The organism is Cupriavidus necator A5-1 (genome assembly GCF_000744095.1).
In the GTDB taxonomy this organism is placed as follows: Bacteria; Pseudomonadota; Gammaproteobacteria; order Burkholderiales; family Burkholderiaceae; genus Cupriavidus; species Cupriavidus necator_A.
This window is the reverse complement of the sequence record NZ_JQLI01000001.1, coordinates 2,305,811-2,329,265: the sequence shown is the minus strand read 5'-3', so window position 1 is coordinate 2,329,265 and position 23,455 is coordinate 2,305,811. Positions and strand designations below refer to the sequence as shown.

General features: G+C 68.1%; 28 protein-coding genes and 1 pseudogene. 21 read left to right on the top strand and 8 right to left on the bottom strand.

The annotated features are described in order from the left end of the window. Nucleotides 1–13 precede the first annotated feature (13 nt). Nucleotides 14–1,060, bottom strand: coding sequence for a sensor domain-containing diguanylate cyclase (locus K307_RS10245; RefSeq protein ID WP_042877965.1), 1,047 nt, complete (start codon nt 1,058–1,060; stop codon nt 14–16). Nucleotides 1,061–1,194: 134 nt separating this feature from the next. After that, nucleotides 1,195–1,512 carry a hypothetical protein gene (locus K307_RS10240; protein WP_042877963.1) on the bottom strand — a complete coding sequence of 106 codons (318 nt, stop codon included), beginning with the start codon at nt 1,510–1,512 and terminating at the stop codon, nt 1,195–1,197. A 214-nt stretch (nt 1,513–1,726) separates the two neighbouring features. Between K307_RS10240 and K307_RS10235 the strand changes: the two genes are divergently transcribed. The 19 genes from K307_RS10235 (at nt 1,727) to ccmI (ending at nt 16,061) form a co-directional block, all read left to right on the top strand. Further along, nucleotides 1,727–1,918, top strand: coding sequence for a hypothetical protein (locus K307_RS10235; protein ID WP_022538037.1), 192 nt, complete (start codon nt 1,727–1,729; stop codon nt 1,916–1,918). Between the two features lie 86 nt (nt 1,919–2,004). Beyond that, nucleotides 2,005–2,526, top strand: a complete 522-nt coding sequence (locus tag K307_RS10230; RefSeq protein ID WP_042877961.1) for a hypothetical protein — start codon at nt 2,005–2,007, stop codon at nt 2,524–2,526. 130 nt (nt 2,527–2,656) lie between these two features. After that, nucleotides 2,657–3,895: a phosphoglycerate dehydrogenase gene (gene serA, locus K307_RS10225; protein ID WP_042877959.1), complete on the top strand. Its 1,239-nt coding sequence runs from the start codon at nt 2,657–2,659 to the stop codon at nt 3,893–3,895. Nucleotides 3,896–4,115: 220 nt separating this feature from the next. Continuing rightward, nucleotides 4,116–4,469, top strand: coding sequence for a hypothetical protein (locus K307_RS10220; RefSeq protein WP_042877957.1), 354 nt, complete (start codon nt 4,116–4,118; stop codon nt 4,467–4,469). Between the two features lie 32 nt (nt 4,470–4,501). Next, nucleotides 4,502–4,684, top strand: coding sequence for a LuxR C-terminal-related transcriptional regulator (locus tag K307_RS50325; protein WP_042877956.1), 183 nt, complete (start codon nt 4,502–4,504; stop codon nt 4,682–4,684). 116 nt (nt 4,685–4,800) lie between these two features. Next, entirely contained in the window at nt 4,801–4,965 is a 165-nt protein-coding gene (napE, locus tag K307_RS10210; RefSeq protein WP_042877954.1) for a periplasmic nitrate reductase, NapE protein, read from the top strand. A gap of 98 nt (nt 4,966–5,063) precedes the next feature. After that, nucleotides 5,064–5,402, top strand: a complete 339-nt coding sequence (locus K307_RS10205; protein WP_042877953.1) for a chaperone NapD — start codon at nt 5,064–5,066, stop codon at nt 5,400–5,402. Beyond that, on the top strand, nt 5,383–7,878 hold the full coding sequence (napA, locus tag K307_RS10200; RefSeq protein WP_042877951.1) for a periplasmic nitrate reductase subunit alpha: 2,496 nt from the start codon (nt 5,383–5,385) through the stop codon (nt 7,876–7,878). The genes K307_RS10205 and napA overlap by 20 nt, the downstream gene beginning before the upstream one ends. Before the next feature lie 25 nt (nt 7,879–7,903). After that, nucleotides 7,904–8,434 (top strand): nitrate reductase cytochrome c-type subunit, encoded by a 531-nt coding sequence (locus K307_RS10195; RefSeq protein ID WP_042877950.1) that lies wholly within the window; start codon nt 7,904–7,906, stop codon nt 8,432–8,434. A gap of 55 nt (nt 8,435–8,489) precedes the next feature. Continuing rightward, a complete protein-coding gene (locus K307_RS10190; RefSeq protein WP_042881753.1) occupies nt 8,490–9,077 on the top strand; it encodes a cytochrome c3 family protein in 588 nt (195 codons plus the stop codon). Between the two features lie 87 nt (nt 9,078–9,164). Continuing rightward, complete coding sequence (gene ccmA / locus K307_RS10185) at nt 9,165–9,776, top strand: cytochrome c biogenesis heme-transporting ATPase CcmA (protein WP_042877948.1); 612 nt, start codon at nt 9,165–9,167, stop codon at nt 9,774–9,776. Next, nucleotides 9,773–10,450, top strand: a complete 678-nt coding sequence (gene ccmB, locus K307_RS10180; RefSeq protein ID WP_022538026.1) for a heme exporter protein CcmB — start codon at nt 9,773–9,775, stop codon at nt 10,448–10,450. Before ccmA ends, ccmB begins: the two co-directional genes overlap by 4 nt. After that, nucleotides 10,447–11,229 (top strand): heme ABC transporter permease, encoded by a 783-nt coding sequence (locus tag K307_RS10175; RefSeq protein WP_042877946.1) that lies wholly within the window; start codon nt 10,447–10,449, stop codon nt 11,227–11,229. The genes ccmB and K307_RS10175 overlap by 4 nt, the downstream gene beginning before the upstream one ends. Next, nucleotides 11,226–11,369: a heme exporter protein CcmD gene (ccmD, locus tag K307_RS44825; RefSeq protein WP_080744977.1), complete on the top strand. Its 144-nt coding sequence runs from the start codon at nt 11,226–11,228 to the stop codon at nt 11,367–11,369. The genes K307_RS10175 and ccmD overlap by 4 nt, the downstream gene beginning before the upstream one ends. Further along, nucleotides 11,366–11,839, top strand: coding sequence for a cytochrome c maturation protein CcmE (gene ccmE / locus K307_RS10170; protein WP_042877943.1), 474 nt, complete (start codon nt 11,366–11,368; stop codon nt 11,837–11,839). The genes ccmD and ccmE overlap by 4 nt, the downstream gene beginning before the upstream one ends. Further along, the gene (locus K307_RS10165; protein ID WP_042877941.1) at nt 11,836–13,848 is read left to right on the top strand and encodes a heme lyase CcmF/NrfE family subunit; all 2,013 of its coding nucleotides are present in this window, start codon (nt 11,836–11,838) and stop codon (nt 13,846–13,848) included. The genes ccmE and K307_RS10165 overlap by 4 nt, the downstream gene beginning before the upstream one ends. Further along, the gene (locus K307_RS10160; protein ID WP_042877939.1) at nt 13,845–14,387 is read left to right on the top strand and encodes a DsbE family thiol:disulfide interchange protein; all 543 of its coding nucleotides are present in this window, start codon (nt 13,845–13,847) and stop codon (nt 14,385–14,387) included. The genes K307_RS10165 and K307_RS10160 overlap by 4 nt, the downstream gene beginning before the upstream one ends. Further along, nucleotides 14,380–14,856, top strand: coding sequence for a cytochrome c-type biogenesis protein (locus K307_RS10155; RefSeq protein WP_042877938.1), 477 nt, complete (start codon nt 14,380–14,382; stop codon nt 14,854–14,856). Before K307_RS10160 ends, K307_RS10155 begins: the two co-directional genes overlap by 8 nt. Beyond that, nucleotides 14,853–16,061, top strand: coding sequence for a c-type cytochrome biogenesis protein CcmI (ccmI, locus tag K307_RS10150; RefSeq protein ID WP_042877936.1), 1,209 nt, complete (start codon nt 14,853–14,855; stop codon nt 16,059–16,061). Before K307_RS10155 ends, ccmI begins: the two co-directional genes overlap by 4 nt. 4 nt (nt 16,062–16,065) lie before the next feature. On the opposite strand, the gene K307_RS10145 is transcribed toward ccmI, so the two are convergent. Both K307_RS10145 and kbl read right to left on the bottom strand, forming a co-directional pair. Next, nucleotides 16,066–17,022: an L-threonine 3-dehydrogenase gene (locus K307_RS10145; RefSeq protein ID WP_042877933.1), complete on the bottom strand. Its 957-nt coding sequence runs from the start codon at nt 17,020–17,022 to the stop codon at nt 16,066–16,068. Further along, complete coding sequence (kbl, locus tag K307_RS10140) at nt 17,019–18,221, bottom strand: glycine C-acetyltransferase (protein ID WP_042877931.1); 1,203 nt, start codon at nt 18,219–18,221, stop codon at nt 17,019–17,021. Before kbl ends, K307_RS10145 begins: the two co-directional genes overlap by 4 nt. A 102-nt stretch (nt 18,222–18,323) precedes the next feature. Here kbl and K307_RS10135 point away from each other — a divergent pair, with 102 nt between their 5' ends. Continuing rightward, nucleotides 18,324–18,920, top strand: a complete 597-nt coding sequence (locus K307_RS10135; protein ID WP_042877929.1) for a helix-turn-helix domain-containing protein — start codon at nt 18,324–18,326, stop codon at nt 18,918–18,920. A 34-nt stretch (nt 18,921–18,954) separates the two neighbouring features. Here the strand turns inward: K307_RS10135 and K307_RS51020 are convergent. The 4 genes and pseudogenes from K307_RS51020 to K307_RS10115 all read right to left on the bottom strand — a co-directional run. Further along, a pseudogene (locus K307_RS51020) lies at nt 18,955–19,420 on the bottom strand (carbon monoxide dehydrogenase); the annotation flags it as partial. A gap of 23 nt (nt 19,421–19,443) precedes the next feature. Then, nucleotides 19,444–20,079, bottom strand: a complete 636-nt coding sequence (locus tag K307_RS10125; protein WP_042877927.1) for a flavin reductase family protein — start codon at nt 20,077–20,079, stop codon at nt 19,444–19,446. A 27-nt stretch (nt 20,080–20,106) separates the two neighbouring features. Beyond that, a complete protein-coding gene (locus K307_RS10120; protein WP_042877925.1) occupies nt 20,107–20,895 on the bottom strand; it encodes a GntR family transcriptional regulator in 789 nt (262 codons plus the stop codon). Between the two features lie 4 nt (nt 20,896–20,899). After that, nucleotides 20,900–21,907, bottom strand: coding sequence for a polysaccharide deacetylase family protein (locus K307_RS10115; protein ID WP_051974801.1), 1,008 nt, complete (start codon nt 21,905–21,907; stop codon nt 20,900–20,902). A gap of 295 nt (nt 21,908–22,202) precedes the next feature. Between K307_RS10115 and K307_RS10110 the strand changes: the two genes are divergently transcribed. Next, a complete protein-coding gene (locus K307_RS10110) occupies nt 22,203–23,408 on the top strand; it encodes an ABC transporter substrate-binding protein (protein WP_051974800.1) in 1,206 nt (401 codons plus the stop codon). The last annotated feature ends 47 nt before the right edge of the window (nt 23,409–23,455 follow it).

The window sequence follows — 23,455 nt, the reverse complement described above, 5'->3', positions numbered from 1 at the left end:
CAGCGCGCCACCCTCAGCGCGAATGCACCTTGAACGCCTCGCCCCGCATCCCCGCACGATCCACCGCGGCGATGCGGTTGCGGCCGTTGTCCTTGGCGTGATACAGCTGCGCGTCCGTGAGGTTGATGAATGCCGACGCCTCGTCGTGCTCGCCCGGCACGATGGTGCCGATGCCAAAGCTTGCCGTCACGCACTGGTTGTACGGCGAGCGCACGTGCGCGATCGCCTGGCCGGCGATCAGCGCGCGGCAGCGCTCGGCGGTGCGCACCGCGGTCTCGGCGTCGGTGTCGGGCAGCACCATGACGAATTCCTCGCCGCCGAAGCGGGCCAGGAACACCTCCGGCCCGGCGGCCTCCTGCAGCAGGCCGGCAATGCGCTTTAGGCATTCATCGCCTTGCAGGTGGCCGTAGTAATCGTTGTAAGACTTGAAGAAGTCGATATCGACCAGGATCAGCGACAGCGGCTTGCCCGAAGCCTGGCCGGCCACCCACTCGCGCTCCATCGCACGGTCGAACAGGCGGCGGTTGCCAACGCCGGTCAGGCTGTCGCGGAACGACAGGTCCTCCAGCTCTTTCTGCAGCCGCGCCAGCTCCTGATCGGTGCGCTTGCGTTCGCTGATGTCGAACATAAAGCCGATCAGCGAATCGACGCCGCCCTGCGCGTTGCGCACCACGTGCACCACGTCGCGCAGCCAGACGTAGCCGCCGTCGCGGGTCAGCGCGCGGTAGTCGGCCTCATGGTCGGTGCCAGCCTGCGACTGCGCCACGCAGAAACTGACCACCGCGTCGCGGTCGTCCGGGTGCATGCGCTCGGCCCAGTCGTTGACGGTCTTCCAGCTCGACGGTTCCCAGCCCAGCAGCGCTTCGATCTGCGGGCCGATATAGGCGAACGCCATCGTGGCCCAGTCGATCTTCCAGGGGATGGCCTTGGTCGATTCCAGCAGCGTCCGGTACACGGCGCTGTCATCGTCGCCGAAGACGCGGTTGGGCGGGGCAAGGGATTCCGCGTGCCGCAGGAAGGCGGCCTGGAGGGTAATCTGCGACTGGTCTGGGCTGGTCATGTGGCCGGGCTCGCGGTGGCTGGGTTGGCGACGTGCCTGTACAACGGCAAGGTGTGCCGAATCCTGAAGGGCCAGGGTCGAACGGGGACGCATTGTGGCCCGCGAGCCACACGGCATTTGCCGTGGTGGCCTATTTAGTCGTCATGGTCTTCATGCCAGCGGCGCCATTCCCGCCGCCGTTCGCGCCATTCACGCTCGCGCCATTTCCGCTCGCGCCACTCTTGCTCGCGCCAGGCGCGACGCTCCCGCCAGTCGTCGTAGTAGCCGGGCGCCACCACCACCGGCTGGGGCGGTGCCACGTAGACGGGCGCGGGTTCATAGTAGACGGGCGGCGGCGCCACGGCATAACCCGGCACGCCGATGCCGATGTCCACATTCACACGGGCCTGGGCCGTGGCGGGGCCGATTGCTGCAATGCCCGCCAGGATGCAGGCCGCCAGGATTTTCTGCATGGTGATGTCCTCCTGGCGCGAATGTAGCGGTGCAGTGGCGCAGGAGGTGTTTGCAGAACGTTAGCTTGGTACCCGGGTGTAACAGACGGGATGGGATCCCGTGCCCTGCCTGCTGGCGAGAATCCAACGGTTTCACCATTCCTTACAGTTCACGACACCAGAACGATTTATCCTCCCGGGGCAAAAGAACCTTCCCCACAACAAGGAGAATGCAATGAAATCCGCTCTGGCCCTTCTGGTTGCCTGTAGCGCGCTGCTCGGCGGCTGCGTGGTCGCCCCCTATGACACCTACGGCGGCGGCCCGGGCTGTCCGCCGGGGCAGGCCAAGAAGGGCAACTGCCGCGTCGACGCGTACGGCAACGAATCGTTCTGCCCGCCGGGCCAGGCGAAGAAGGGCCGCTGCTGATCGGGCCAGGCCGGCTGACGCTATTGCACGGCCGGCCAGAGTAGCCGGAGAATGGCATGCGGGCATGCCGCCCGCGGGAGAGTGCCATGCAGCTTCGGTCAATCGGCGGCCTGTGCGCGGCCGCGCTCGTCCTTGGCTCGCTCGGAGCTTGCGCAACCCTGCAACCCGAGCAGACCGCCCAGAAGTTGATCGGCAGCCCCGAAAGTGCCGTGCGCGACACGTTCGGCAAGCCTACCGAGACCTATCGCCTGGCCGACGGCACCACCCGCTGGATCTGGTCACGACAGCCCTTCGGCCATGAGGTCTACGCCGCGGATTTCGACGCCAGCGGCAAGCTCACCCGCTATCGCCAGATGCTGACCGAAACCGAGATCTACCGCGCGCAGGTCAATGTCTGGACCAAGAAAGACATCCAGGAACGCTTCGGCCTGCCGCGAGAGCCGGTCCAGTACTACCCCCTGATGAAGCGCGAAGCATGGTCCTACCGGATGTACAAGGAGGCCTACCAGACCGCGCACTTCAGCTGCTATTTCGATGACGCGGGCGTGCTGCGCCAGACCATGATCATCGTCGATCCGCTCGGCGGCGACGCGCGCAAGGCACGCTGAGCGCGCGGTCCGCGCTCGCGCACAGCAGGGATGCCGTTGCCGGTGCCATTGCCGGCAGCAGGGGCTCCACCGCCCCCGCGTCGTTTTGCGAGCAAAATATTGGGGATGCGGCAGCCGCCGCATCCCCTCCATGCGGAAAACGAACGTGACCACTGCGATCCTGCTCGAGAACATCCACCAGAGCGCCACCGCCCGACTCACCGAAGCCGGCCTGCAGGTCGAGCGCCGTACCGGCGCCCTGGCCGGCAGCGAGCTGCGCCAGGTGCTGGCCAGCCATGACCTGGTCGGCATCCGCTCGGCCACCCACCTGCGCGCCGACGATATCCGCAGCGCGCCCGAGCTGCTGTCGATCGGCTGCTTCTGCATCGGCACCTCGCAGGTCGACCTGGAAGCAGCCACCGCCGCCGGCATCCCCGTATTCAATGCGCCCTTCTCCAACACCCGCTCGGTGGCCGAGCTGGTGGTGTCTGAAGCCGTGATGCTGCTGCGCCGGATCCCGGAGAAGAACACGCTCGCCCACGCCGGCAAATGGGCCAAGGGCGCCGCCGGCGCGTTCGAGGCGCGCGGCAAGACCATCGCCATCATCGGCTACGGCAATATCGGCTCGCAGGTCGGCGTGCTGGCTGAATCGATGGGCATGCGCGTGGTCTACTACGACGTGCTGGCACGGCTGTCGCACGGCTCGGCGCGCGCGGCAGGTTCGCTGGAAGAAGCCGTGTCGCAGGCCGAGGTGGTCACGCTGCACGTGCCGGCCACCCCGCGCACGCGCAACATGATCGATGCGCGCGTGCTGTCGGCATTCAAGCCGGGCGCGATCCTGATCAACGCCTCGCGCGGCACCGTGGTCGACATTGCCGCGCTCGCAGCCGCCCTGCGCGAGAAGCGCCTGGGTGGCGCGGCCATCGACGTGTTCCCGGAAGAGCCCAAGACCAACAACGATCCCTTTGTCAGCGAGCTGCAGGACATGCCCAACGTCCTGCTGACCCCGCATGTGGGCGGCAGCACCGAGGAAGCGCAGGAGAATATCGGCACCGAGGTGGCGGCCAAGCTGGCGCACTTCCTGGCCACCGGCGGCACCATCGGCGCGGTGAACTTCCCCGAGGTCGATCCCGGCCCGCTGCATGCGCCGGCGCGGCTGCTCAACGTGCACGGCAACGCGCCGGGCGCGCTGGCGGCACTGAACACGCTGCTGGCGCAGGAAAGCGTCAATATCACCGGCCAGCACCTGCAGACGCGCGGCCAAACCGGCTACGTGGTGACCGACCTGGACCGCGTGCCGTCCGACCAGCTGATGCAGGCGCTGCGCACCCATGCGGGTTTTGCCCGTTCGCGGCTGATCCTGCGCCAGGGCGCGGGCAGCGCGGAATAAGGCGGCAAGGACGGGGCCGGCAGCCGGGGATTTTCCGCGCTGCCGGGGGCCGCGCAGGCCCCGTCCAACTCAATAGTCACAGAAGTGTCACAACCCTTCAGAAAGTTCTGATTGCGCCGCAATCATGAATGTGGCCCATGCACGAACCCGTCTAGGCGCGCGATGTGCAAGGTGTTCCCTGGCGGCATGCAACGCACCACACTGACAAAGGGGTGAAGACATGGAATCGCTGGAACGGAGCTTGGGGGCTGCCGGGATTGCCGGCCGGCTGATCGGGGCAAGCCTGCTGGCTGTGGCGAGCGGCATGGCCGCGGCGCAGACCGGCACCATCACTTTCCAGGGCGCAATCGCCAATCCGACATGCGGCTTCAGGCCGGACGCGGGCCAGGTGCAGGCCACCTGCCTCCAGCCTTCGGGAGGGCCCCACGCGGCCCCGCTCCCGCTGCCGCCGCGCCTGACGCGGCCGGCCCGCATCGGCATCGCGCAGCTACACATCGAGACGGTGCCTGACCGGTCGCGCACGGGCGCGCGCGAGGTGCCGGGCGGCTACGTGATGGAGGTCACCTACCAGTAAGCGCAGCACGCGGCGGCGGGCAGGGTCGGTGCATGGGTGCCTACCGCCGCCATTCGACGCGATTCGCTGTCAATTACCGCAATCGGGTGATCGCACAGAAACGGTTCCTGTCCGCGCTGACCGTCAAGTCTCACCTGCGGCGCATCCAAGCCAGGCTGGGCGCCCACTGCCGCACTGAGGCCGCCGCCCTGGCACGCGCACGCGGCCTACCGTAAGCCGCCGTACGCCGCCTTCGCGAGTGCAGTCTTGACACCTTGGTTCCCGCTACCTTTAATTGGGTAACGCATCAGGTGCCTTGCCTGACCACGCTCGCCGATTACTTCAAGCCATGATGGAAACCGGGGAAGTCCACGATCCGCAGCGCAAGAGGGAAGAACTGCGCAGCTTCCTGTTCCTGACCGCCGTGATGGTGCCGGTGCTGTCGGTCATCATTGTGGCAGGCTATGGGTTCATTGTCTGGATGACCCAGCTGGTCAGCGGCCCGCCATCGCATTGAGCGCATTGAGACATCGAGCATTACCCGCCCGCGCGGGATTGCCAGATAAAAAAAATGCTGCAGCACAGACTGAAACGGCATAGAACCGGAGCTTGCACATGCCCGCGGCAAGACGTGCCATCCCCATCCAGCCGATCCGGCCGGTCGCGGCCGGCGACGAGTGGCATATCGCCGGCGTCGTCGTGCATGCACTGCCCGCCAGCCTGGCGCGCGTGCGCACCGCGATCGAGGCCATCACCGGCGCCGAAGTCCACGCCGCCAGCGATACCGGCAAGCTGATCGTCACCGTCGAAGCTCCCTCCTCCCGCGCCATCGCCGCACACCTGACCTATCTGCACCAGCTCGAGGGCGTGCTGTCCGCCGCGCTCGTCTATCAGCACAACGAGGACGCCGAGGCGATGAACGAGGAGATGAACGATGAAACTCTCTCGTCGTGATTTCATCAAGCAGACCGCCGTCGCCGCGACGGCGTCGGTGGCCGGCGTGACGCTGCCGGCCGGGGCCGCCAACTTCGTCACCGACAGCGACATGACGAAGCTCAAGTGGTCCAAGGCCCCCTGCCGCTTCTGCGGCACCGGCTGCGGCGTGACCGTGGCGGTCAAGGACAACAAGGTGGTGGCCACGCAGGGCGACCCGCAGGCCGAGGTCAACAAGGGCCTGAACTGCGTCAAGGGCTACTTCCTGTCGAAAATCATGTACGGGCAGGACCGGCTGACCAGGCCGCTGCTGCGCATGAAGAACGGCAAGTACGACAAGAACGGCGAATTCGCCCCGGTCACGTGGGAGCGCGCCTTCGACGAGATGGAACGCCAGTTCAAGCGCGTGCTCAAGGAAAAGGGCCCCACCGCCGTGGGCATGTTCGGCTCCGGCCAATGGACGGTGTGGGAAGGCTATGCCGCGTCCAAGCTCTACAAGGCGGGCTTCCGCTCCAACAATATCGATCCCAACGCACGCCATTGCATGGCGTCCGCCGTGGCCGGCTTCATGCGCACCTTCGGCATGGACGAGCCGATGGGCTGCTATGACGACTTCGAGGCCGCCGACGCCTTCGTGCTGTGGGGCGCCAACATGGCCGAGATGCACCCGATCCTCTGGACCCGCATCACCGACCGGCGCCTGAGCTACCCCAAGACGCGCGTGGCCGTGCTGTCCACCTTCACGCACCGCTGCTTCGACCTGGCCGACATCCCGGTCATCTTCAAGCCGCAGACCGACCTGGCGATGATGAACTACATCGCCCACTACATCATCAAGAACAACAAGGTCAACAAGGACTTCGTCAACAAGCACACCGTGTTCAAGGAAGGCGTGACGGAGATCGGCTACGGCCTGCGCCCGGAGCATCCGCTGCAGAAGGCCGCCAAGAACGCTGCCGACCCGGGTGCAGCGAAGCCGATCACCTTTGACGACTTTGCGCGCTTTGTCGCCAAGTACGATGCCGACTACGTCAGCAAGCTGTCGGGCGTGCCCAAGGCCAAGCTCGACCAGTTGGCCGAGCTCTACGCCGACCCCAACGTCAAGGTGATGTCGCTGTGGACCATGGGCTTCAACCAGCATACGCGCGGGACCTGGGCCAACAACATGGTCTACAACCTGCACCTGCTGACCGGCAAGATCGCCACGCCGGGCAACAGCCCGTTCTCCCTGACGGGGCAGCCGTCGGCCTGCGGCACCGCGCGCGAGGTCGGCACCTTCTCGCACCGGCTGCCGGCCGACATGGTGGTGACCAACCCCAAGCACCGCGAAGAGGCCGAGCGCATCTGGAAGCTGCCCGCCGGCACCATCCCCGACAAGCCGGGCTATCACGCCGTGCTGCAGAACCGCATGCTCAAGGACGGCAAGCTCAATGCCTACTGGGTGCAGGTCAACAACAACATGCAGGCCGCGGCCAACCTGATGGAAGAAGGTCTGCCGGGCTACCGCAATCCCGAGAACTTCGTGGTGGTGTCGGACGCCTACCCCACTGTGACCGCGCTGGCCGCCGACCTGATCCTGCCCAGCGCGATGTGGGTCGAGAAGGAAGGCGCCTACGGCAATGCCGAGCGCCGCACCCAGTTCTGGCACCAGCTGGTCGATGCGCCGGGCGACGCGCGCTCCGACCTGTGGCAGCTGATGGAATTCTCCAAGCGCTTCAAGGTCGAGGACGTCTGGCCCGCGGACCTGATCGCCAAGAAGCCCGAATACCGCGGCAAGACCCTGTTCGACGTGCTCTATCGCAACGGCCAGGTCGACAAGTTCCCGCTCAAGGAAGTCAACGCCGAATACAACAACGCCGAAGCCAAGGCCTTTGGCTTCTACGTGCAGAAGGGTCTCTTCGAAGAATATGCGACCTTCGGCCGCGGCCACGGCCATGACCTGGCGCCGTTCGACGCCTACCACGAGGCCCGCGGCCTGCGCTGGCCTGTCGTCAACGGCAAGGAAACCCGCTGGCGCTACCGCGAAGGCAGCGACCCCTACGTCAAGGCCGGCACCGGCTTCCAGTTTTACGGCAATCCCGACGGCAAGGCGGTGATCTTTGCCCTGCCCTACGAGCCGGCCGCCGAATCGCCAGACAAGGAATACCCGTTCTGGCTGGCCACCGGCCGCGTGCTGGAGCACTGGCATTCCGGCTCGATGACGCGGCGCGTGCCCGAGCTGTATCGCGCCTTCCCTAACGCGGTGGTGTTCATGCATCCGGACGACGCCAAGGCGATGGGCCTGCGCCGCGGCGTGGAAGTGGAAGTGGTGTCGCGGCGCGGCCGCATGCGTTCGCGCGTGGAAACCCGCGGGCGCGACGCACCGCCGCGCGGGCTGGTATTCGTGCCGTGGTTCGATGCCAGCCAGCTGATCAACAAGGTGACGCTGGACGCGACCTGCCCGATCTCGCTGCAGACCGACTTCAAGAAGTGCGCGGTCAAGATCGTCAAGGTCTAGCGCCGCCAATCCAGAGGGAGACGCCATGAAGCCGAGCCGATCCTGGACCCGCCTGCTGGCCCTGCACACGCTGCTGCTGGCGCTGCTCGCGCTGCTGCCGGGAGGCACACCCGCACGCGCGCAGGGCCTGGTCGACGCGATGCGCGGCCCCACCGCCATCGGCAACGAGGCCAAGGCGCCGCTGCTCTACCCGACCGAGAACAAGGACATCCGCCGCACCCGCAACTACAGCATGCAGCCGCCCACGATCCCGCACAAGATCGACGGCTACCAGCTGGACAAGGACTTCAACCGCTGCATGTTCTGCCACGCGCGCACGCGCACCGAAGAGACCCAGGCGATCCCGGTCAGCATCACGCATTACATGGACCGCGACAACAATGTGCTGGCCGACGTGTCGCCGCGCCGCTATTTCTGCACGCAATGCCATGTGCCGCAGGCCGACGCCAAGCCGCTGATAGGCAACTCCTTCGTCGACGTCGAGGATTTGCTCAAGCGCAAGCCAGGCAAGGCCGGCGCGAAGGGCGAGAAGGGCGAGAAGGGCGCGGCCAACTAACCGCCACCGGGGCCTGGCCAGGCACGTTCAACAACCATAACAGCGGATGCGCGCCATGCTCGACCTGATCAAGCGCTACTGGCGAACCATCAACAGGCCCAGCGCCTATTTCAGCCTGGGCTTCCTGACGCTGGGCGGCTTTATCGCGGGCGTGGTGTTCTGGGGCGCGTTCAATACCGCGCTGGAGCTGACCAACACCGAGCAGTTCTGCACCGGCTGCCACGAGATGCGCGACAACGTCTACCAGGAACTGCAGGGCACCATCCACTTCACCAACCGCAGCGGCGTGCGCGCCAAGTGCTCGGACTGCCATGTGCCGCACAACTGGACCACCAAGATGGCGCGCAAGATGCAGGCGTCCAAGGAGGTCTGGGCCAAGATCTTTGGCACCATCGACACCCGCGAGAAATTCCAGGCGCACCGGCTGGAGCTGGCCCAGCATGAATGGGCGCGCTTCAAGGCCAACGACTCACTCGAATGCCGCAACTGCCACGACTACCAGTCGATGGACTTCACGCGACAGAGCCCGCGCGCCCAGGCGATGCACTCCACCTACCTGGCCAACAAGGAGAAGACCTGCATCGACTGCCACAAGGGCATCGCGCACCGGCTTCCCGATGTCTCCAAAGCCGAGGAGAAATGACGCGTGCCCGTCCGCTCCTCTGCCCTGCCATCCGAGGTACTGCCTGAATCCCCACGTTGTGCCACGGCCGGCGGCGACGCCGTACCAGTGTTGCATGGCAGCGGGCTGGGCCTGTCGCGCGCCGGGCGCCCGGTGCTGCGCGGCATCGAGCTTGCACTCGGTCCCGGCGACCTGCTGCAGGCGCTGGGTCCCAACGGCAGCGGCAAGACCAGCCTGCTGCGCGTGCTGTGCGGACTGGCCATGCCAGACGAAGGCGCCCTGCACTGGCGCGGCCGCCCGGTGCGCGCCGGCGATCCGGCCTACCAGCAGGCATTGGCCTACGTGGGCCACACCAATGGGATCGACCCTGACCTGAGCCCGGCGGAGAACCTGCGCTTTGCCGCGCGGCTGGCCGGGGATGACGGTGCCGGCGCGGTTGCGCCTGCCCTGGCGGCACAGGGACTGGAGCGGGTCGCGCACACCCCCGTGCGCGCGCTGTCGCAAGGGCAGCGCCGGCGGGTCGCGCTGGCGCGGCTGTCGCTGGCCCGGCGCGCGCTGTGGCTGCTCGACGAGCCCGTGGCCGCGCTCGACGCAGACGCCTGCGCGCACTTCGATGCCCAGCTCGACGCCCACCTGGCCGCCGGCGGCATTGCCGTGATCGCCACGCACCAGTTGCTGTCCGCGGGCGGCGCGGTGCTGCACCTCGGGGCGCCGGCATGATGCGTACGCTGGCCGCGATCGTCGCACACGATGTTTCGCTGTCCTGGCGGCGGCGCGCCAGCCTGCTCGGCAGCGTGGTGTTCTACGTGATCGCCGCCAGCCTGTTCCCGCTGGCGATCGGGCCCGAGCCGCAGCAGTTGCGGGCGCTGGCGCCGGGCATCCTGTGGGTGACGGCACTGCTGGCGTCGATGCTGTCGCTGTCGCGGCTGTTCGCGCAGGAGCACGCGGATGGCAGCCTGGACCAGTTGCTGCTGTCACCGCACCCGCTGGCGCTGCTAGTGCTGGCCAAGATCGCCGCGCACTGGCTTGCCAGCGGCCTGCCGCTGCTGCTGCTGACGCCGTTGCTGGCGCAGCAGTACGGGCTGCCCGCAAGCGCCTCGCTACTGCTGGCGGCCTCGCTGCTGGTCGGCACGCCTGCGCTGAGCCTGATCGGCGCGGTCGGTGCGGCGCTGACGCTGGGCGTGCGTGGCGGCGCGGTGCTGCTGTGCATTCTGGTGCTGCCGCTGTGCGTGCCGGTGCTGGTGTTCGGCGCCAGCGCTGCCGCCGCTGCCGACGCCGGGCTCGATGTGCTGCCGCAGTTTTCGCTGCTGGGCGCGTGCCTGGCGTTGTCCTTGTTCCTGTGCCCGCTGGCGACCGCCGCCGGGCTGCGCATTGCCATGGAGACGCCGGCATGAGCCAGCCGTTGCCATCCGTCCATCCTGCAGCCGCGGAAGGGCCGCGCACGCGCGGCGGCTGGCTGGACTATGCGGCGCCGGTCCGCTTTTATCCGCTGGCCGGGCGGATGGCGCCCTGGTTCTTTGCCGCGGCCGCGTTGTTTGCGGTGGCCGGGCTTTGGATCGGCTTTGCCGTCGCACCCACCGACGCGCAGCAGGGCGAGGTCTACCGGATCATCTTCATCCATGTGCCGGCGGCTTGGATGTCGATGTTCATCTACCTGGTGATGGCGGCGTATTGCGCGCTGGCGCTGGTGCTGCGCACGCGGCTGTCGTCGATGATGGCCTCGGCGCTGGCGCCCACCGGCGCTCTCTTCACTGCGCTGGCGCTATGGACCGGGGCGCTGTGGGGCCAGCCGACCTGGGGCACGTGGTGGGTCTGGGATGCGCGGCTCACCTCCGAGCTGATCCTGCTGTTCCTGTACCTGGGCTTTATCGCGCTGGAAGCGGCCGTCGACGAGCCGCGCCGCGCCGAACGCGCCTGCGCGGTGCTGGCGCTGGTGGGCGTGGTCAATATCCCGGTGATTTATTTCTCGGTGCAGTGGTGGAACACACTGCACCAGGGCGCCTCAGTCAGCCTGACCGCGGCGCCGTCGATGGCGGCCACCATGCTGGCCGGCATGCTGCTGATGACGCTGGCGTGCTGGATGTACTCCATCGCCGTGGCGCTGGTGCGCGTGCGCTGTATCCTGCGCGAGCGCGGCGAAGTGCTGCAGGCCGCTTCCAGGGAGGCATCATGACATTGTCATCGCTGCTGCCCCACGGGCACCACGGCATCTACATCGTCGGGGCCTTCGGCGTCAGCGCCCTGCTGCTGGCGCTCGAACTGGTGCTGCTGGCACGCCGCAGCCGCGCCGCACGCGCGCAAGCCCGCCGATGACGCCGCGCCAGCGCCGCTTCGGAATGCTTGCCGCGGCGCTCGCCTGCGGCGGCGTCGCGGCCGCGCTGGTGCTCAACGCCTTTCGCTCCAACCTGGTGTTCTTCTTCAGCCCGAGCCAGGTCGCCGCGCACGAGGCGCCGGTGGCGCGCAGCTTCCGCCTGGGCGGGCTGGTGGCACCCGGCTCGATCCGGCGCGAAGGCGACGGCATGACAGTGCGCTTCGTCGTCACCGACACCGCGCGCCAGGTGCCGGTGCGCTACCGCGGCCTGCTGCCCGACCTGTTCCGCGAGGGCAAGGGCGTGGTGGCGCGCGGCAAGCTGGAGGCGGACGGCACCTTCGTCGCCAGCGAGGTGCTGGCCAAGCACGACGAGAACTACATGCCGCCGGAAGCGGCTGACGCGCTGAAGCAAGCCGAGCAGGTCAACCGGCGCATGGCGGAAGCCGCGCCGGCGCAGGGAGCCCGGCAATGATCGCCGAGCTCGGCCATTTCGCGCTGATCGTGGCCCTGCTGGTGGCGCTGGTGCAGGCGGCAGTGCCGCTGGCCGGCGCGGCGCGCGGCAACCTGGCGTGGATGGCGCTGGCGCGCCCCGCCGCACGCGTGCAATGCCTGCTGGTGGCGCTGGCCTTCGGCGCGCTGACCTGGGCCTTCGTCGGTAACGACTTCAGCGTGCGCTACGTGGCCGCCAATGCCAACAGCGCGCTGCCGCTGGCATACCGGCTCGCCGCGGTCTGGGGTGGTCATGAAGGCTCGATGCTGCTGTGGACGCTGATGCTGGCGCTGTGGTCGCTGGCCGTGTCGCGGTTCAGCCGGCAGTTGCCGCTGGCCGTGGTGGCGCGCGTGCTGGGCGTGATGGGCGCGATCAGCACAGGCTTTTTGCTGTTCCTGCTGTTCGCGTCCAATCCTTTCGTGCGGCTGCTGCCGCCCGCGATGGAAGGCCGCGACCTCAACCCGCTGCTGCAGGATCCCGGCATGGTGTTCCACCCGCCGCTGCTCTACATGGGCTACGTGGGCTTCTCGGTGAGCTTCGCCTTTGCCGTGGCGGCGCTGCTGGCCGGGCGTGTCGATGCGGCGTGGGCGCGCTGGTCGCGCCCCTGGACCACGGTGGCGTGGGCCTTCCTGACGCTCGGCATCATGCTGGGCAGCGCCTGGGCCTATTACGAACTGGGTTGGGGCGGCTGGTGGTTCTGGGATCCGGTGGAGAACGCCTCGTTCATGCCGTGGCTGGCCGGCACCGCGCTGATGCATTCGCTGGCGGTCACCGAGAAACGCGGCGCATTCCGCGCCTGGACCGTGCTGCTCGCGATCTTCACCTTCTCGCTGAGCCTGCTTGGCACCTTCCTGGTCCGCTCCGGCGTGCTGACCTCGGTCCACGCGTTCGCGGTCGACCCGAAGCGCGGCGTCTTTATCCTCGCGCTGCTGGGGCTGGTCACCGGGCTGGCGCTGGCGCTGTATGCCTGGCGGGCGCCGAAGCTGGCCAGGCGGGTCGAGTTTGCCGCGGTCTCGCGCGAGTCGCTGCTGCTCGCCAACAACGTGCTGCTGGCGGTGGCCGCGGCCACGGTGCTGCTCGGCACGCTCTACCCGCTGCTGGTCGATGTGCTGGGGCTGGGCAAGATCTCGGTCGGCCCGGCCTACTTCGAGCAGGTGTTCGTGCCGCTGATGGCGCCCGCGGTGCTGCTGATGGGCGCGGCGCCGCTGGCGCGCTGGCGCCACGGCAGCCTGCCCGACATGGGGCGGCGCTTGCGCTGGGCGGCCGTGGCAAGCCTGGCGATCGGCCTGGGCCTGCTGCTGTTGCTGCGCAATGCCTCGGCGCTGACGGGACTGGGACTGCTGCTGGCCGCGTGGAGCGTGCTCAGCGCCGTGGCCAGCCTGGCGGCGCGGCTGCGGCACCAGCAAGGACGGCGGCTCGCCGCATTGCGGCAGCTGCCGCCGGGTTATGTCGGCATGCTGCTGGCGCATGCCGGCATGGGCGTCTTTATCGCCGGCGTGACGCTGGTATCCGGCCAGGAAAGCCTGCGCGAGCTGCCGATGCGTGCGGGCGACAGTGTCAGCGTGGGCGGCTACGACTTCCGCTTCGCCGGCGTGAAGCAGGCCAGCGGCCCCAACTACGACGCATTGCGTGGCGTGGTGGAGGTCTTGCGCGACGGCAGGCGGGTGGCTGTGCTCACGCCGGAGCGCCGCATCTACCGCAGCCAGGACATGCCCACCACCGAGGCGGCGATCGACAGCGGCCTGACGCGCGATCTCTATGTGGCGCTGGGCGAGAACGTCGACGGCACGGCGTGGGCCGTGCGCATCCACGTCAAGCCTTTTGTCGACTGGATCTGGGCCGGCTGCGTGCTGATGGCGCTGGGTGGAGTCCTGGCCGCGTGCGACAAGCGCTACCGGCTGCGCCGCCGCGCGGCCGCGGAGCCGGCTGCCACGGCCGACGCTGCCACAGTGCCCGCGCTGGCCTCCGCACACGAGGAGACGCCGGCATGACGCGCTTCCTGCTGCCGCTCGCCGCATTCCTGGCACTCGCTATCGCACTGGCCGCAGGCCTGCGCCACGATCCGCGCGAGCTGCCCTCCCCGCTGGTTGGCAAGGCGGCGCCAGCGTTCCAGCTGCCGCTGCTCGAACCCGAAGGCCGCACGCTCGCCTCCGCCGACATGCGCGGCAAGGTCTGGCTGCTGAATGTGTGGGCGTCATGGTGCGCCGCGTGCCGCACCGAGCATCCGCTGCTGGTGGACTTTGCCGCGCGCTCGCCGGTGCCGCTCTACGGCCTGAACTACAAGGACCAACCCGCCGCGGCGCGCGACTGGCTGCAGCGCCTGGGCAATCCTTATACGGCATCGCTGGTCGATGCCGATGGCCACGTGGGCATCGACTACGGTGTCTATGGCGTGCCCGAGACCTTCGTCATCGATCAGCAGGGCGTGGTGCGCTACCGTCAGGTCGGCCCGGTCACGCGCGAGGTGCTGGAGCGCAAGCTGATCCCGCTGATCGAACAGCTTGAGAAGCAGGGAGGCAACCATGCGTAGCGGCGCGCGTGCATGGCTGGCCGTGCCGTTATGCTGCCTGTCGATGCTGGCAGCCGCGGCCACGCTGTCTGAAGCCGAACTCGATGCGCGCGTCCATGCGCTGTCAGCGCAACTGCGCTGCCTGGTGTGCCAGAACCAGACGCTGGCCGATTCCAACGCCGACCTGGCCGTCGACCTGCGCCGCCAGATCCGCGAGCAACTGCGCGCCGGCGCCAGCGACGCCGCGGTCAGGGACTACCTGGCGCAGCGTTATGGCGACTTCGTGCTGTACAAGCCGCCGCTGCGGCCGGTGACGTGGCTGCTGTGGTTCGGCCCGTTTCTGCTGGTGGTCGGCGTGGCCGTTGCCATCCTGCGCGCGCGTTCGCGCAGCCGTGCCCCGGACGTCGCGCTCGACACCGGTGCGCGGCAACGGCTTGCGGACCTGCTGGGCGAGACCGCCGACCCGCCCGCCCGGAGCGGGCCGCCATGATGACCTTCTGGCTGCTCGCCGCCGCCCTGATTACCGCCACCATGGCCTGCCTGCTGTGGCCGCTGCTGCGCCGCCGTGCCGCGCCGGACCCCGGTATGCCCGAGCGCGCGCTGCTGGTGGCGCTGTACCGCGACCAGTTGCGCGAACTGGACGCCGACCTGCGCAGCGGCACCCTCACCGCCGCGCGGCACACCGAAGCGCGCGACGAACTGGGCCGCCGGCTGCTCGATGACACCAGCGGGACCGCCGCCGGCACGGCACCACCCGCCAGTTCGCCGCTACTCGCCGCCCTGCTGCTGGCATTGCTGCCCAGCGCCGCCATCCTGCTCTACCTGCACCTGGGCAACGCGGTCGCGCTCTGGCGCGCCGACAACCTCCCCGCCGCCAGCGGCAGCGAGCACCAGCTCAGCGGCGCACAGGTCGAAGGCATGGTCAACCAGCTCGCGCAGCGCCTGCGCGAAGCGCCCGGCGATGCCGAGGACTGGGCCATGCTGGCGCGCTCCTACAGCGTGCTGGAACGCTACGCCGACGCCGCCGCGGCTTACGCCCGCGCGATCGAACTGGCGCCGGATGTGGCGCTGCTGCGCTCCGACTATGCCGATGTGCTGGCCAGCCTGAACGGCGGCTCGCTGGAAGGACCGCCGATGGTGCAGATACGGCAGGCGCTGAAGCTGGATCCGGACGACCCGAAGGGGCTGGCCCTGGCAGCGAGTGCGGCAGTGGAGCGCGGGGACAAGCAGGTGGCGATCGGCTATTGGGAGCACCTGCAGCGGCTGCTGCCGGCGGATTCGCAGACGGCGGCCAGGGTCGCGGCCAACCTCGCGGCCGTGCGCGGGGCGCCTGCACAAGCGGAACCGACGGCAAGAATCACTGGCCTGGTCACGCTGAGCGAACAGGCCGGGCGCACGCCGCAACCCGGCGACACGCTGTTCGTCTATGCGCTGCCGGCGGACGGCTCGCGCATGCCGCTGGCGGTGATGCGACGCCAGGCGCGCGACCTGCCGTTGTCGTTCACGCTCGACGACGCGATGGCGATGCGGCCGGACCACAGGCTGTCAGGGCAGCAGCAGGTCATGCTGGAAGCACGGATTTCCGCGACCGGGAGCGCCTTGCCGAGAGCCGGCGACCTGGTTGGGCGTACCGGACCGGTGGCGGTCGGCACCGAGGGGATCAGGATTGCCATCGACGGTGCGATCGCACCGTAGCGGCTCAGGCGCGCAGCGAGGCCTTCAGGTTGGCCAGCATATCCGCCACCATCTCCTTCAACCCATACTCCGCCTGCCACCCCCAGTCCGCGCGCGCAACCGAATCGTCGATCGAATCCGGCCACCCCTGCGCGATTGCCTGGCGATAGTCCGGTTCATAGCGGATCGCGAACCCCGGCACCTGCTCGCGGATGGCCGCGGCGATCTGCGCCGGGGTGAAGCTCATGCCGGCGATGTTATAGCTGCCGCGCTCGCTCAGCTTGTCCGCCGGCGCTTCCATCAGCTCGATGGTGGCGCGGATGGCGTCGGGCATATACATCATCGGCAGCGCCTCGTCTTCCTCCAGGAAGCAGGTGTAAGGCTCGCCCTTCACCGCTGCATGGAAGATATCGACGGCATAGTCGGTGGTACCGCCGCCTGGCGGGGTCTTGTGCGAGATCAGGCCGGGATAGCGCACGCTGCGCACGTCCACGCCGTGGTTGGCGTGGTACCAGCGGCACCAGCCCTCGCCCGCCTGCTTGGAGATGCCGTAGACGGTGGTGGGCTCCATCACGGTCTTCTGCGGCGTGGCGTCGCGCGGCGTGGTCGGGCCGAAGGCGGCGATCGAGCTCGGCCAGAACACGCGTTCCAGGCCGGTCTGGCGTGCCAGCTCAAGCACGTTGAGCAGGCTGGTCATGTTGAGGTTCCACGCCCACTGCGGGGCCTTCTCGCCGGTGGCGGACAAGGCCGCGGCGAGCAGGTAGACCTGCGTGATGCCATGGCGCTCGACCACGGTGGCCAGCTCGCCGCGGTCGGTGGCGTTGATCATCTCGTGGGTCAGGTGCACGTGGCGGCCGGTGGGCACCACGTCGGAGGTGATCACGTTGGTGCGCCCGTAACGCTCGGCCAGCGCCAGTGCCAGTTCCGATCCGATCTGCCCGTTTGCGCCGACGATCAGGATCTTCGGTTTGCCCTCGCTCATCGAATCAGCCCCAGTTCGCGGCCGGCCTGGCCGAAGGCGTCGAGCGCGGTTTGCAGCGCGGCTTCGTCATGCAGCGCGCTCATCTGCACGCGGATGCGGGCCTGGCCCTTGGGCACCACCGGATAGAAGAAGCCCACCACGTACACACCGAGTTCCAGCAAACGTTGCGCGAGCTGCTGAGCCTTGTCGGCGTCGTAGACCATGATCGGGATGATGGGATGGTCGCCCGCCTTGACGTCGAAACCCAGCTTGTCGAGCCCGGCGCGGAAGAACGTGGTGTTGCGCTCGAGCCGGTCGCGCAGCTCGGTGCTGCCTTCGAGGATATCGAGCACCGCGATCGATGCGCCCACGATGGCCGGCGCCACCGTATTGGAAAACAGGTAGGGCCGCGAGCGCTGTCGCAGCAGCGCCACCACTTCCGTGCGCGCGCTGGTGAAGCCGCCGGAGGCGCCGCCGAGCGCCTTGCCCAACGTGCCGGTGATGATGTCGATCTTGCCGAACACGCCACGCAGCTCATGCGTGCCGCGTCCGCGCGCGCCGAGGAAGCCCGTCGCATGGCATTCGTCGATGCCGAGCAGCGCGCCGTATTCATCGCAGATCGCGCGCATCTCGTCCAGGCGCGCAATGGTGCCGTCCATCGAGAACGCGCCGTCGGTAAAGACCAGCGTGAAGCGTGCGCCGTCCGCCTGTGCCTGCGCCAGCTGCACGCGCAGGTCGTCCAGGTCGTTGTGCTGGTAGCGGTAGCGGCGCGCCTTGCTCAGGCGGATGCCGTCGATGATCGAGGCATGGTTGAGGGCGTCGCTGATGACCGCGTCGTCCGCGCCCAGCAGCGTCTCGAACAAACCGCCGTTGGCATCGAAGGCCGAGCCGTAGAGGATGGTGTCCTCGGTGCCGAGAAAGGCCGACAGCCGCCGCTCCAGCGTTTTGTGCAGGTCCTGCGTGCCGCAGATAAAACGCACCGAGCTCAGCCCGTAGCCATGCGTGCGCAGCGCCTCGTGGGCGGCCTCGATCACCTGCGGGTGGGACGACAGGCCCAGGTAGTTGTTGGCGCACAGGTTGATGACCTCGCGGCCGTCGGCAGTGCGCACCCGGGCGCCCTGCGGCGTGGCGATCACGCGCTCCTGCTTGAACAGGCCCGCCTCGCGGATGGCGTCGAGTTCGGTGCGGATGGATGCATAGAATGCCTCGGCATTCGACATGGCGGCTCCCGTTGGTGTGCAGGCGATATGCTAGGATTCGATCGATAAATCGAACACGTTCTGTATATCGAACATTTTGCGCAATATAGCGAACATCCAATCATGACGCAAGCCCTGGTCCAAAACCCGCAGGCCGATGGCCCTCCGGCCGTCGGCATGGCGCTGCAGGCACTGCGGCAGCAGCAGCGCCTGTCGCTCGACGAGCTGTCGCGCCGCGCCGGCGTGTCCAAGTCGATGCTGTCGCAGATCGAACGCAACCTCGCCAACCCGACGGTGGCCGTGCTCTGGCGCCTGGCCAATGCGCTTGGCGTGAGCCTGACCGATTTCCTCGCGGGCGGTGCGCCCGAGCGGCCCGGCGGCGGCATCACCGTAGTCCAGCCCCACGCCACGCCCTCGCTGAAAAGCCCCGATACCCGCTGCGACCTGCGCATCCTCGGCCCGATCGACCTGGCCGGGCGCTTCGAGTGGTATGAGCTGACCATCCAGGCCGGCGGCGTGCTGGCCTCCGAGCCGCATGAGGCCGGCACGCAGGAACACCTGTCGGTGCTGAGCGGGTCGATGACGGTGCGCGCCGGCGCCGACGAGAAGAAACTGCGGCACGGCGAGACGGCGCGCTATGCGGCCGATGTCGCACATGCGATCTCCAATGGCGGCAAGACCACTGCCACCGCACTACTGGTTGTAGTGCATCCGGGCTGACGCGGGCAAGGGTGCGACAGCCCGGCGGGCGTGTTCAGCGGGCGCCGAACCACCGTTTGACCCGCTCCCACAGCACGCCGAAGAACATCGCCACGGGATTGAGGCGTACCGCCTGGTTGCGTTCGGCATCGCTCAGCGTCGGGTCCCATCCGGCGCGCCACCGACTTGCCGAAATCGGCAATCATGCGCCGCACGAAATCGCGCACCAGCCCCGACCGCGAGAACTGCGCCAGCGGCCCTTGCAGCGAATACTGCAGGTCGACCGCGACTTCGGTCTCGTGCGCGGATAGCGCCTTCAGCTGGTAGGCGATGTCGCCCGCGGCCTTGGAATTGGGGCCGAACTTGATGGCGATATGGCCCCTTACCGTCCCCCCCTTCTCCCCCGCCACCTCAGTGAGCACCGCGCCCGGCAGGCAGCCCGCCACGGCCGGCAGGTCGGCCATGAAGGCCCATACCGCGTCGAGCGCGTAGGGGACGGTGAAGCTGCCTTCGATGCGCGACCAGCCTTTTCGGTCTTATCGGGTCACATCTCGTCGATCGCGGTCGAGGCAGTGAGCGTGCCCGCCTCCTGCTCCAGCGAGAAGCGGTCGCGCGTGGTGACGTAGAAGCTGGCGCCAAAGCGCCCGACCGGGAAGTACTGCTGCAGCCGCACGCGCCAGCGTTCGGTGTCAATCAGGCCGTCGCGCGCATGCAGACGCAGCACGCGGCCGATAAAGATCTGGCGGCTGGCGGTTTCCAGCGTCTCCCACAGCCTGCATTCGAAAGCGACTGGCGCCTCGGCGATGCGCGGCGGCGCCACCTGCGTGCTGGGCGCGGTAGTCAGCCCTACGTGCGCCAGCTCGCTGACATCCGGCGGCAGCCGCTCTCCGCAGCGGTGCATTTTCTCCGCCATGGCTTCGTCGCTGAGATGGACCACGAACTCGCCGGTGCGCACGATATTGGCGGCCGTATCCTTGAGCCCGCCGTCGCCCAGGCGGTTGATGCTGATCATCACGATGGGCGGCTCTTCGCCCAGCATGTTGAACATCGAGAACGGCGCGGCGTTGGCGGTGCCGTCCGCGCCCAGCGTGGTCACCAGCGCGATCGGCCGCGGCACGATCAGGCTGGCCATCAGCTTGTAGCGCTGGTATTCGGTAATGGCGTCGAAATCGATTTCCATATTGCCCTGAGCGCTTCCTTCGTCCGGTCACAGTCCCAGCATCTGCGCCAGGCTCTTCTCGCCCTGCATGCGTGAGGTCTCGATGCGCTCTTCCAGTTCGCGCAGATGCGCTTCCATGCGCGCCACCGCGCCGGCGGCGTCACGCGCCTCGATGCAGGCGACGATGGCGACGTGCTCATCGTGCTCGCACGGCGCATGGCCTGGGGGTTCGTACAGGCCGACGATCAGCGAGCAGCGCGACACCAGCTCGGTCAGGTAGCGCTGCAGCACCGGGTTGCGCGCCAGCGCGGCGATGCGCAGGTGAAAGCCGCTGGCCAGCCGCGCCCACGAGGGCTGGTCGAAGCGGTGCATGGCAGCGTGCTCCTCGTCAAGCTGGCGGCGTAGTTCGCGCAGGTCAGTTGCGGTCACGCGCGCCACGGCCAGTTCCACCAGCACGCGCTCGAGCGCGCGCCGGGCTTCGAAGATCTGGCTGGTTTCCTCGGGCGTGGGCTCGGCGATGACCGCGCCCTTGTTGGGTCGCAGCGCAACGATGCCGTCGTGGGCGAGCTTCTCCAGCACGCGCCGCACCACCGCGCGGCCGACGCCGAACAGCTGGCACAGCTCCGGCTCGGGCAGCTTGGTGCCGGGCGTCAGGCGATGGTTGAGCACGCCGTCGAAGATGGCCTGGTAGATGCGGCTGTCGGCGTCGGCAGGAACGTCGGCGGCAGTCTCTGCCGGCGCGGCGGCCTTGCGCTTGCTGGGTGCCCCCGGGGTCTTGCGGGCAGCGGATTTGGCGGCGTTGACGGACATGACTTCGGTCAGGGAATGGATGGTCATGATGTTAGCTTGCGGCGGCCACCGCGGGCGAGGCGGGCGTTATCAGTAGTTGCTGCCGCTCCATGAAGTCGCAGATGGCGCCGGGCGTGGTCATCCAGACTTGCCCGCGCGCGCGAAGCGTGGCGATATGCGCCAGCGCCCGGCGCAGGTGCCGCAGCCGGTAGGGCTGGCCTACCAGGTAGGGATGCAGCGCAATGCCCATCACCAGCGGCTGCGGGTGCTGAGGGTGGTTCGCTTGCGCCAGCATCTCGTCGAAGTGATCGATGATCATGTCGGCAAAGGTGCTGCCGTCCATCTGCCTGGCCACGATCATGGGGATATCGTTGAGCTCCTGCGGGTACGGAATCGCCCACAGCGGGCCGCCGCGGGTATCCATGCGCACCGGGCGGTCGTCATGGCACCAGTTCAGCGTGTAGCGGTAGCCGGTTTCGGCCAGCAGGTCGGGCGTCAGCGCGCTTTCCGAAATCCACGGCGACAGCCAGCCCGAAGGCGCCTGTCCGGCATGCGCGGCGATACGCTCGCGGCAATGGCGCAGCAGCGCGCGCTCGCCCGCCTCGTCCAGGTCGCTCTGGCGCTTCGCGTTGGTATGGCCGTGGCCGATCAGTTCGTCGCCGCGCGCCAGGCAGGCATCGAGCACCTCCGGGCAATGGTCGTACAGCGCGGTATTGAGCAGGACGCCGGCCGGCATCTCCAGTTGGTCGAACAGTTCCAGGCAGCGCCACACGCCGACGCGGTTGCCGTACTCGCGCCAGCTGTAGTTGAGCACGTCAGGCTGCGGCGAGACCGGACCGAGGCTGGCGCCCAGGCCCTCGCCAAAGGCGAAGTGCTCGATATTGAAGCCCAGGTAGACCGCCAGCCGCGCGCCGTTGGGCCAGCTGTAGTCGTCCGCGTCGGTGATCGGGCGATATGGAAAGCGCCCGTGGGTACGCAGTGGCCCGAAGGGCGTGGACGGTGCGCTGACGCCTGCAAGAGCGGGGATTGCCCAGGGGAGCGGGCTCGGATTATTGGTCATCGACCTGCCTTTCTCTGTATGAGGTTCATCGCGGCGCCCACTGGGGGCGCAATCGTGCACCGCTTTGGCCCATTGCGCACTGCCCTCGTGCAGCGCGCACCCGCTTTGGTCGTATGCAATGTGATTGCATAATCGTTCGCAAAAAGCAGGCCATATCGTCCGCATTCTTGCGTGCCAATCGGTGTGTATCGAAATGTGGATTCGTCAACGGATGGCACAGCTCTTGCGAGCGCATGGCCGAGCCCGTCATTCCCCGACGCTTCCTTCATTGCCTGCACCTTTCCGGAGAACTGCCATGTCCCGCCCCCGCTTCCAACCGCGCCGCCGCGCGCTGATGCTTGCGGCCGCTGCCGCCTGCGCCCTGCCCGCGCTGCCGGCGCTGGCCGCCGACACCATCAAGATTGGCCTGATCACGGCACTGTCGGGCCAGTCGGCCCGCGCCGGCGAATCGCTGACGCGCGGCATGGCCATCGCCATCGACGAGATCAATGCGAAGGGCGGGCTGCTGGGCGGGCGCAAGCTGGAACTGGTGCGCCGCGACGATGAAGGGAACCCCGCCAAGGGCGTGCTGGCCGCGCGCGAGTTGATCTACAAGGAGAAGGTGGCGGTGCTGTTCGGCGGGCTGGACACGCCGGTGTCGATGGCGATCGTGCCGATCGCCAACCAGGAGAAGGTCCCGTTCATGGGCCCGTGGGCGGCCGGCACGCCGATCACGCGCAACGGCGCCAATCCGAACTATGCGTTCCGCGTCTCGGCAGTCGATGAAGTGGTCGACAAGGCCATGCTGCAGTACGCGCAGAAGACCTTCGGGGCCAGCAAGGCCGGGCTGATCCTGGTGAACAACCCGTGGGGCGAGTCCAACGAGAAAGGTATCGTCGCCGCGCTGGCGGCCAAGGGCATGAAGCCCGCCGGCATCGAGAAGTTCGAGGCCAATGACGTCGACGTGGTGCCGCAGCTCGGCCGCCTGAAGGCCGCCGGCGCCGACGTGCTGCTGATGGTGGGCAACGTCGGCCCGTCGGCGCAGGTGGTCAAGTCGCTGGACCGCATGGGCTGGAAGGTGCCAGTGGTTTCGCACTGGGGTCCCGCGGGCGGGCGCTTCACCGAGCTGGCCGGGCCCAACGCGCGCAACGTGCATTTCGTGCAGACCTACAGCTTCTTCGGCGCGCAGACGCCGGTCAGCACGCGCGTGGTCAGTGCGCTGAAGGCGAAGTACAGCGACATCAAGGGCCCGGACGACATCACCCCGGCGGTTGGCGTGGCCAACGCCTATGACGCCACCCAGCTCGCCGCGCTGGCCATCGCCAAGGCAGGCTCGACCAAGGGCGAGGCGGTGCGCGAGGGCTTCTACAAGATCGACCGCTATGAAGGCCTGATCAAGACCTACATCAAGCCCTTCACGCCGCAGATGCACGACGCGCTGTCCGAGAACGACTACGTCTGGGCGCAGTTCATCGACAACCGCATCGTGCCGGTGGAAAGCAAGCAGGTCGCATCGAAGTAAGCCGGACGGCTGGCTACGCACTCTCGGCCAACCCCGCCGCCTCATCA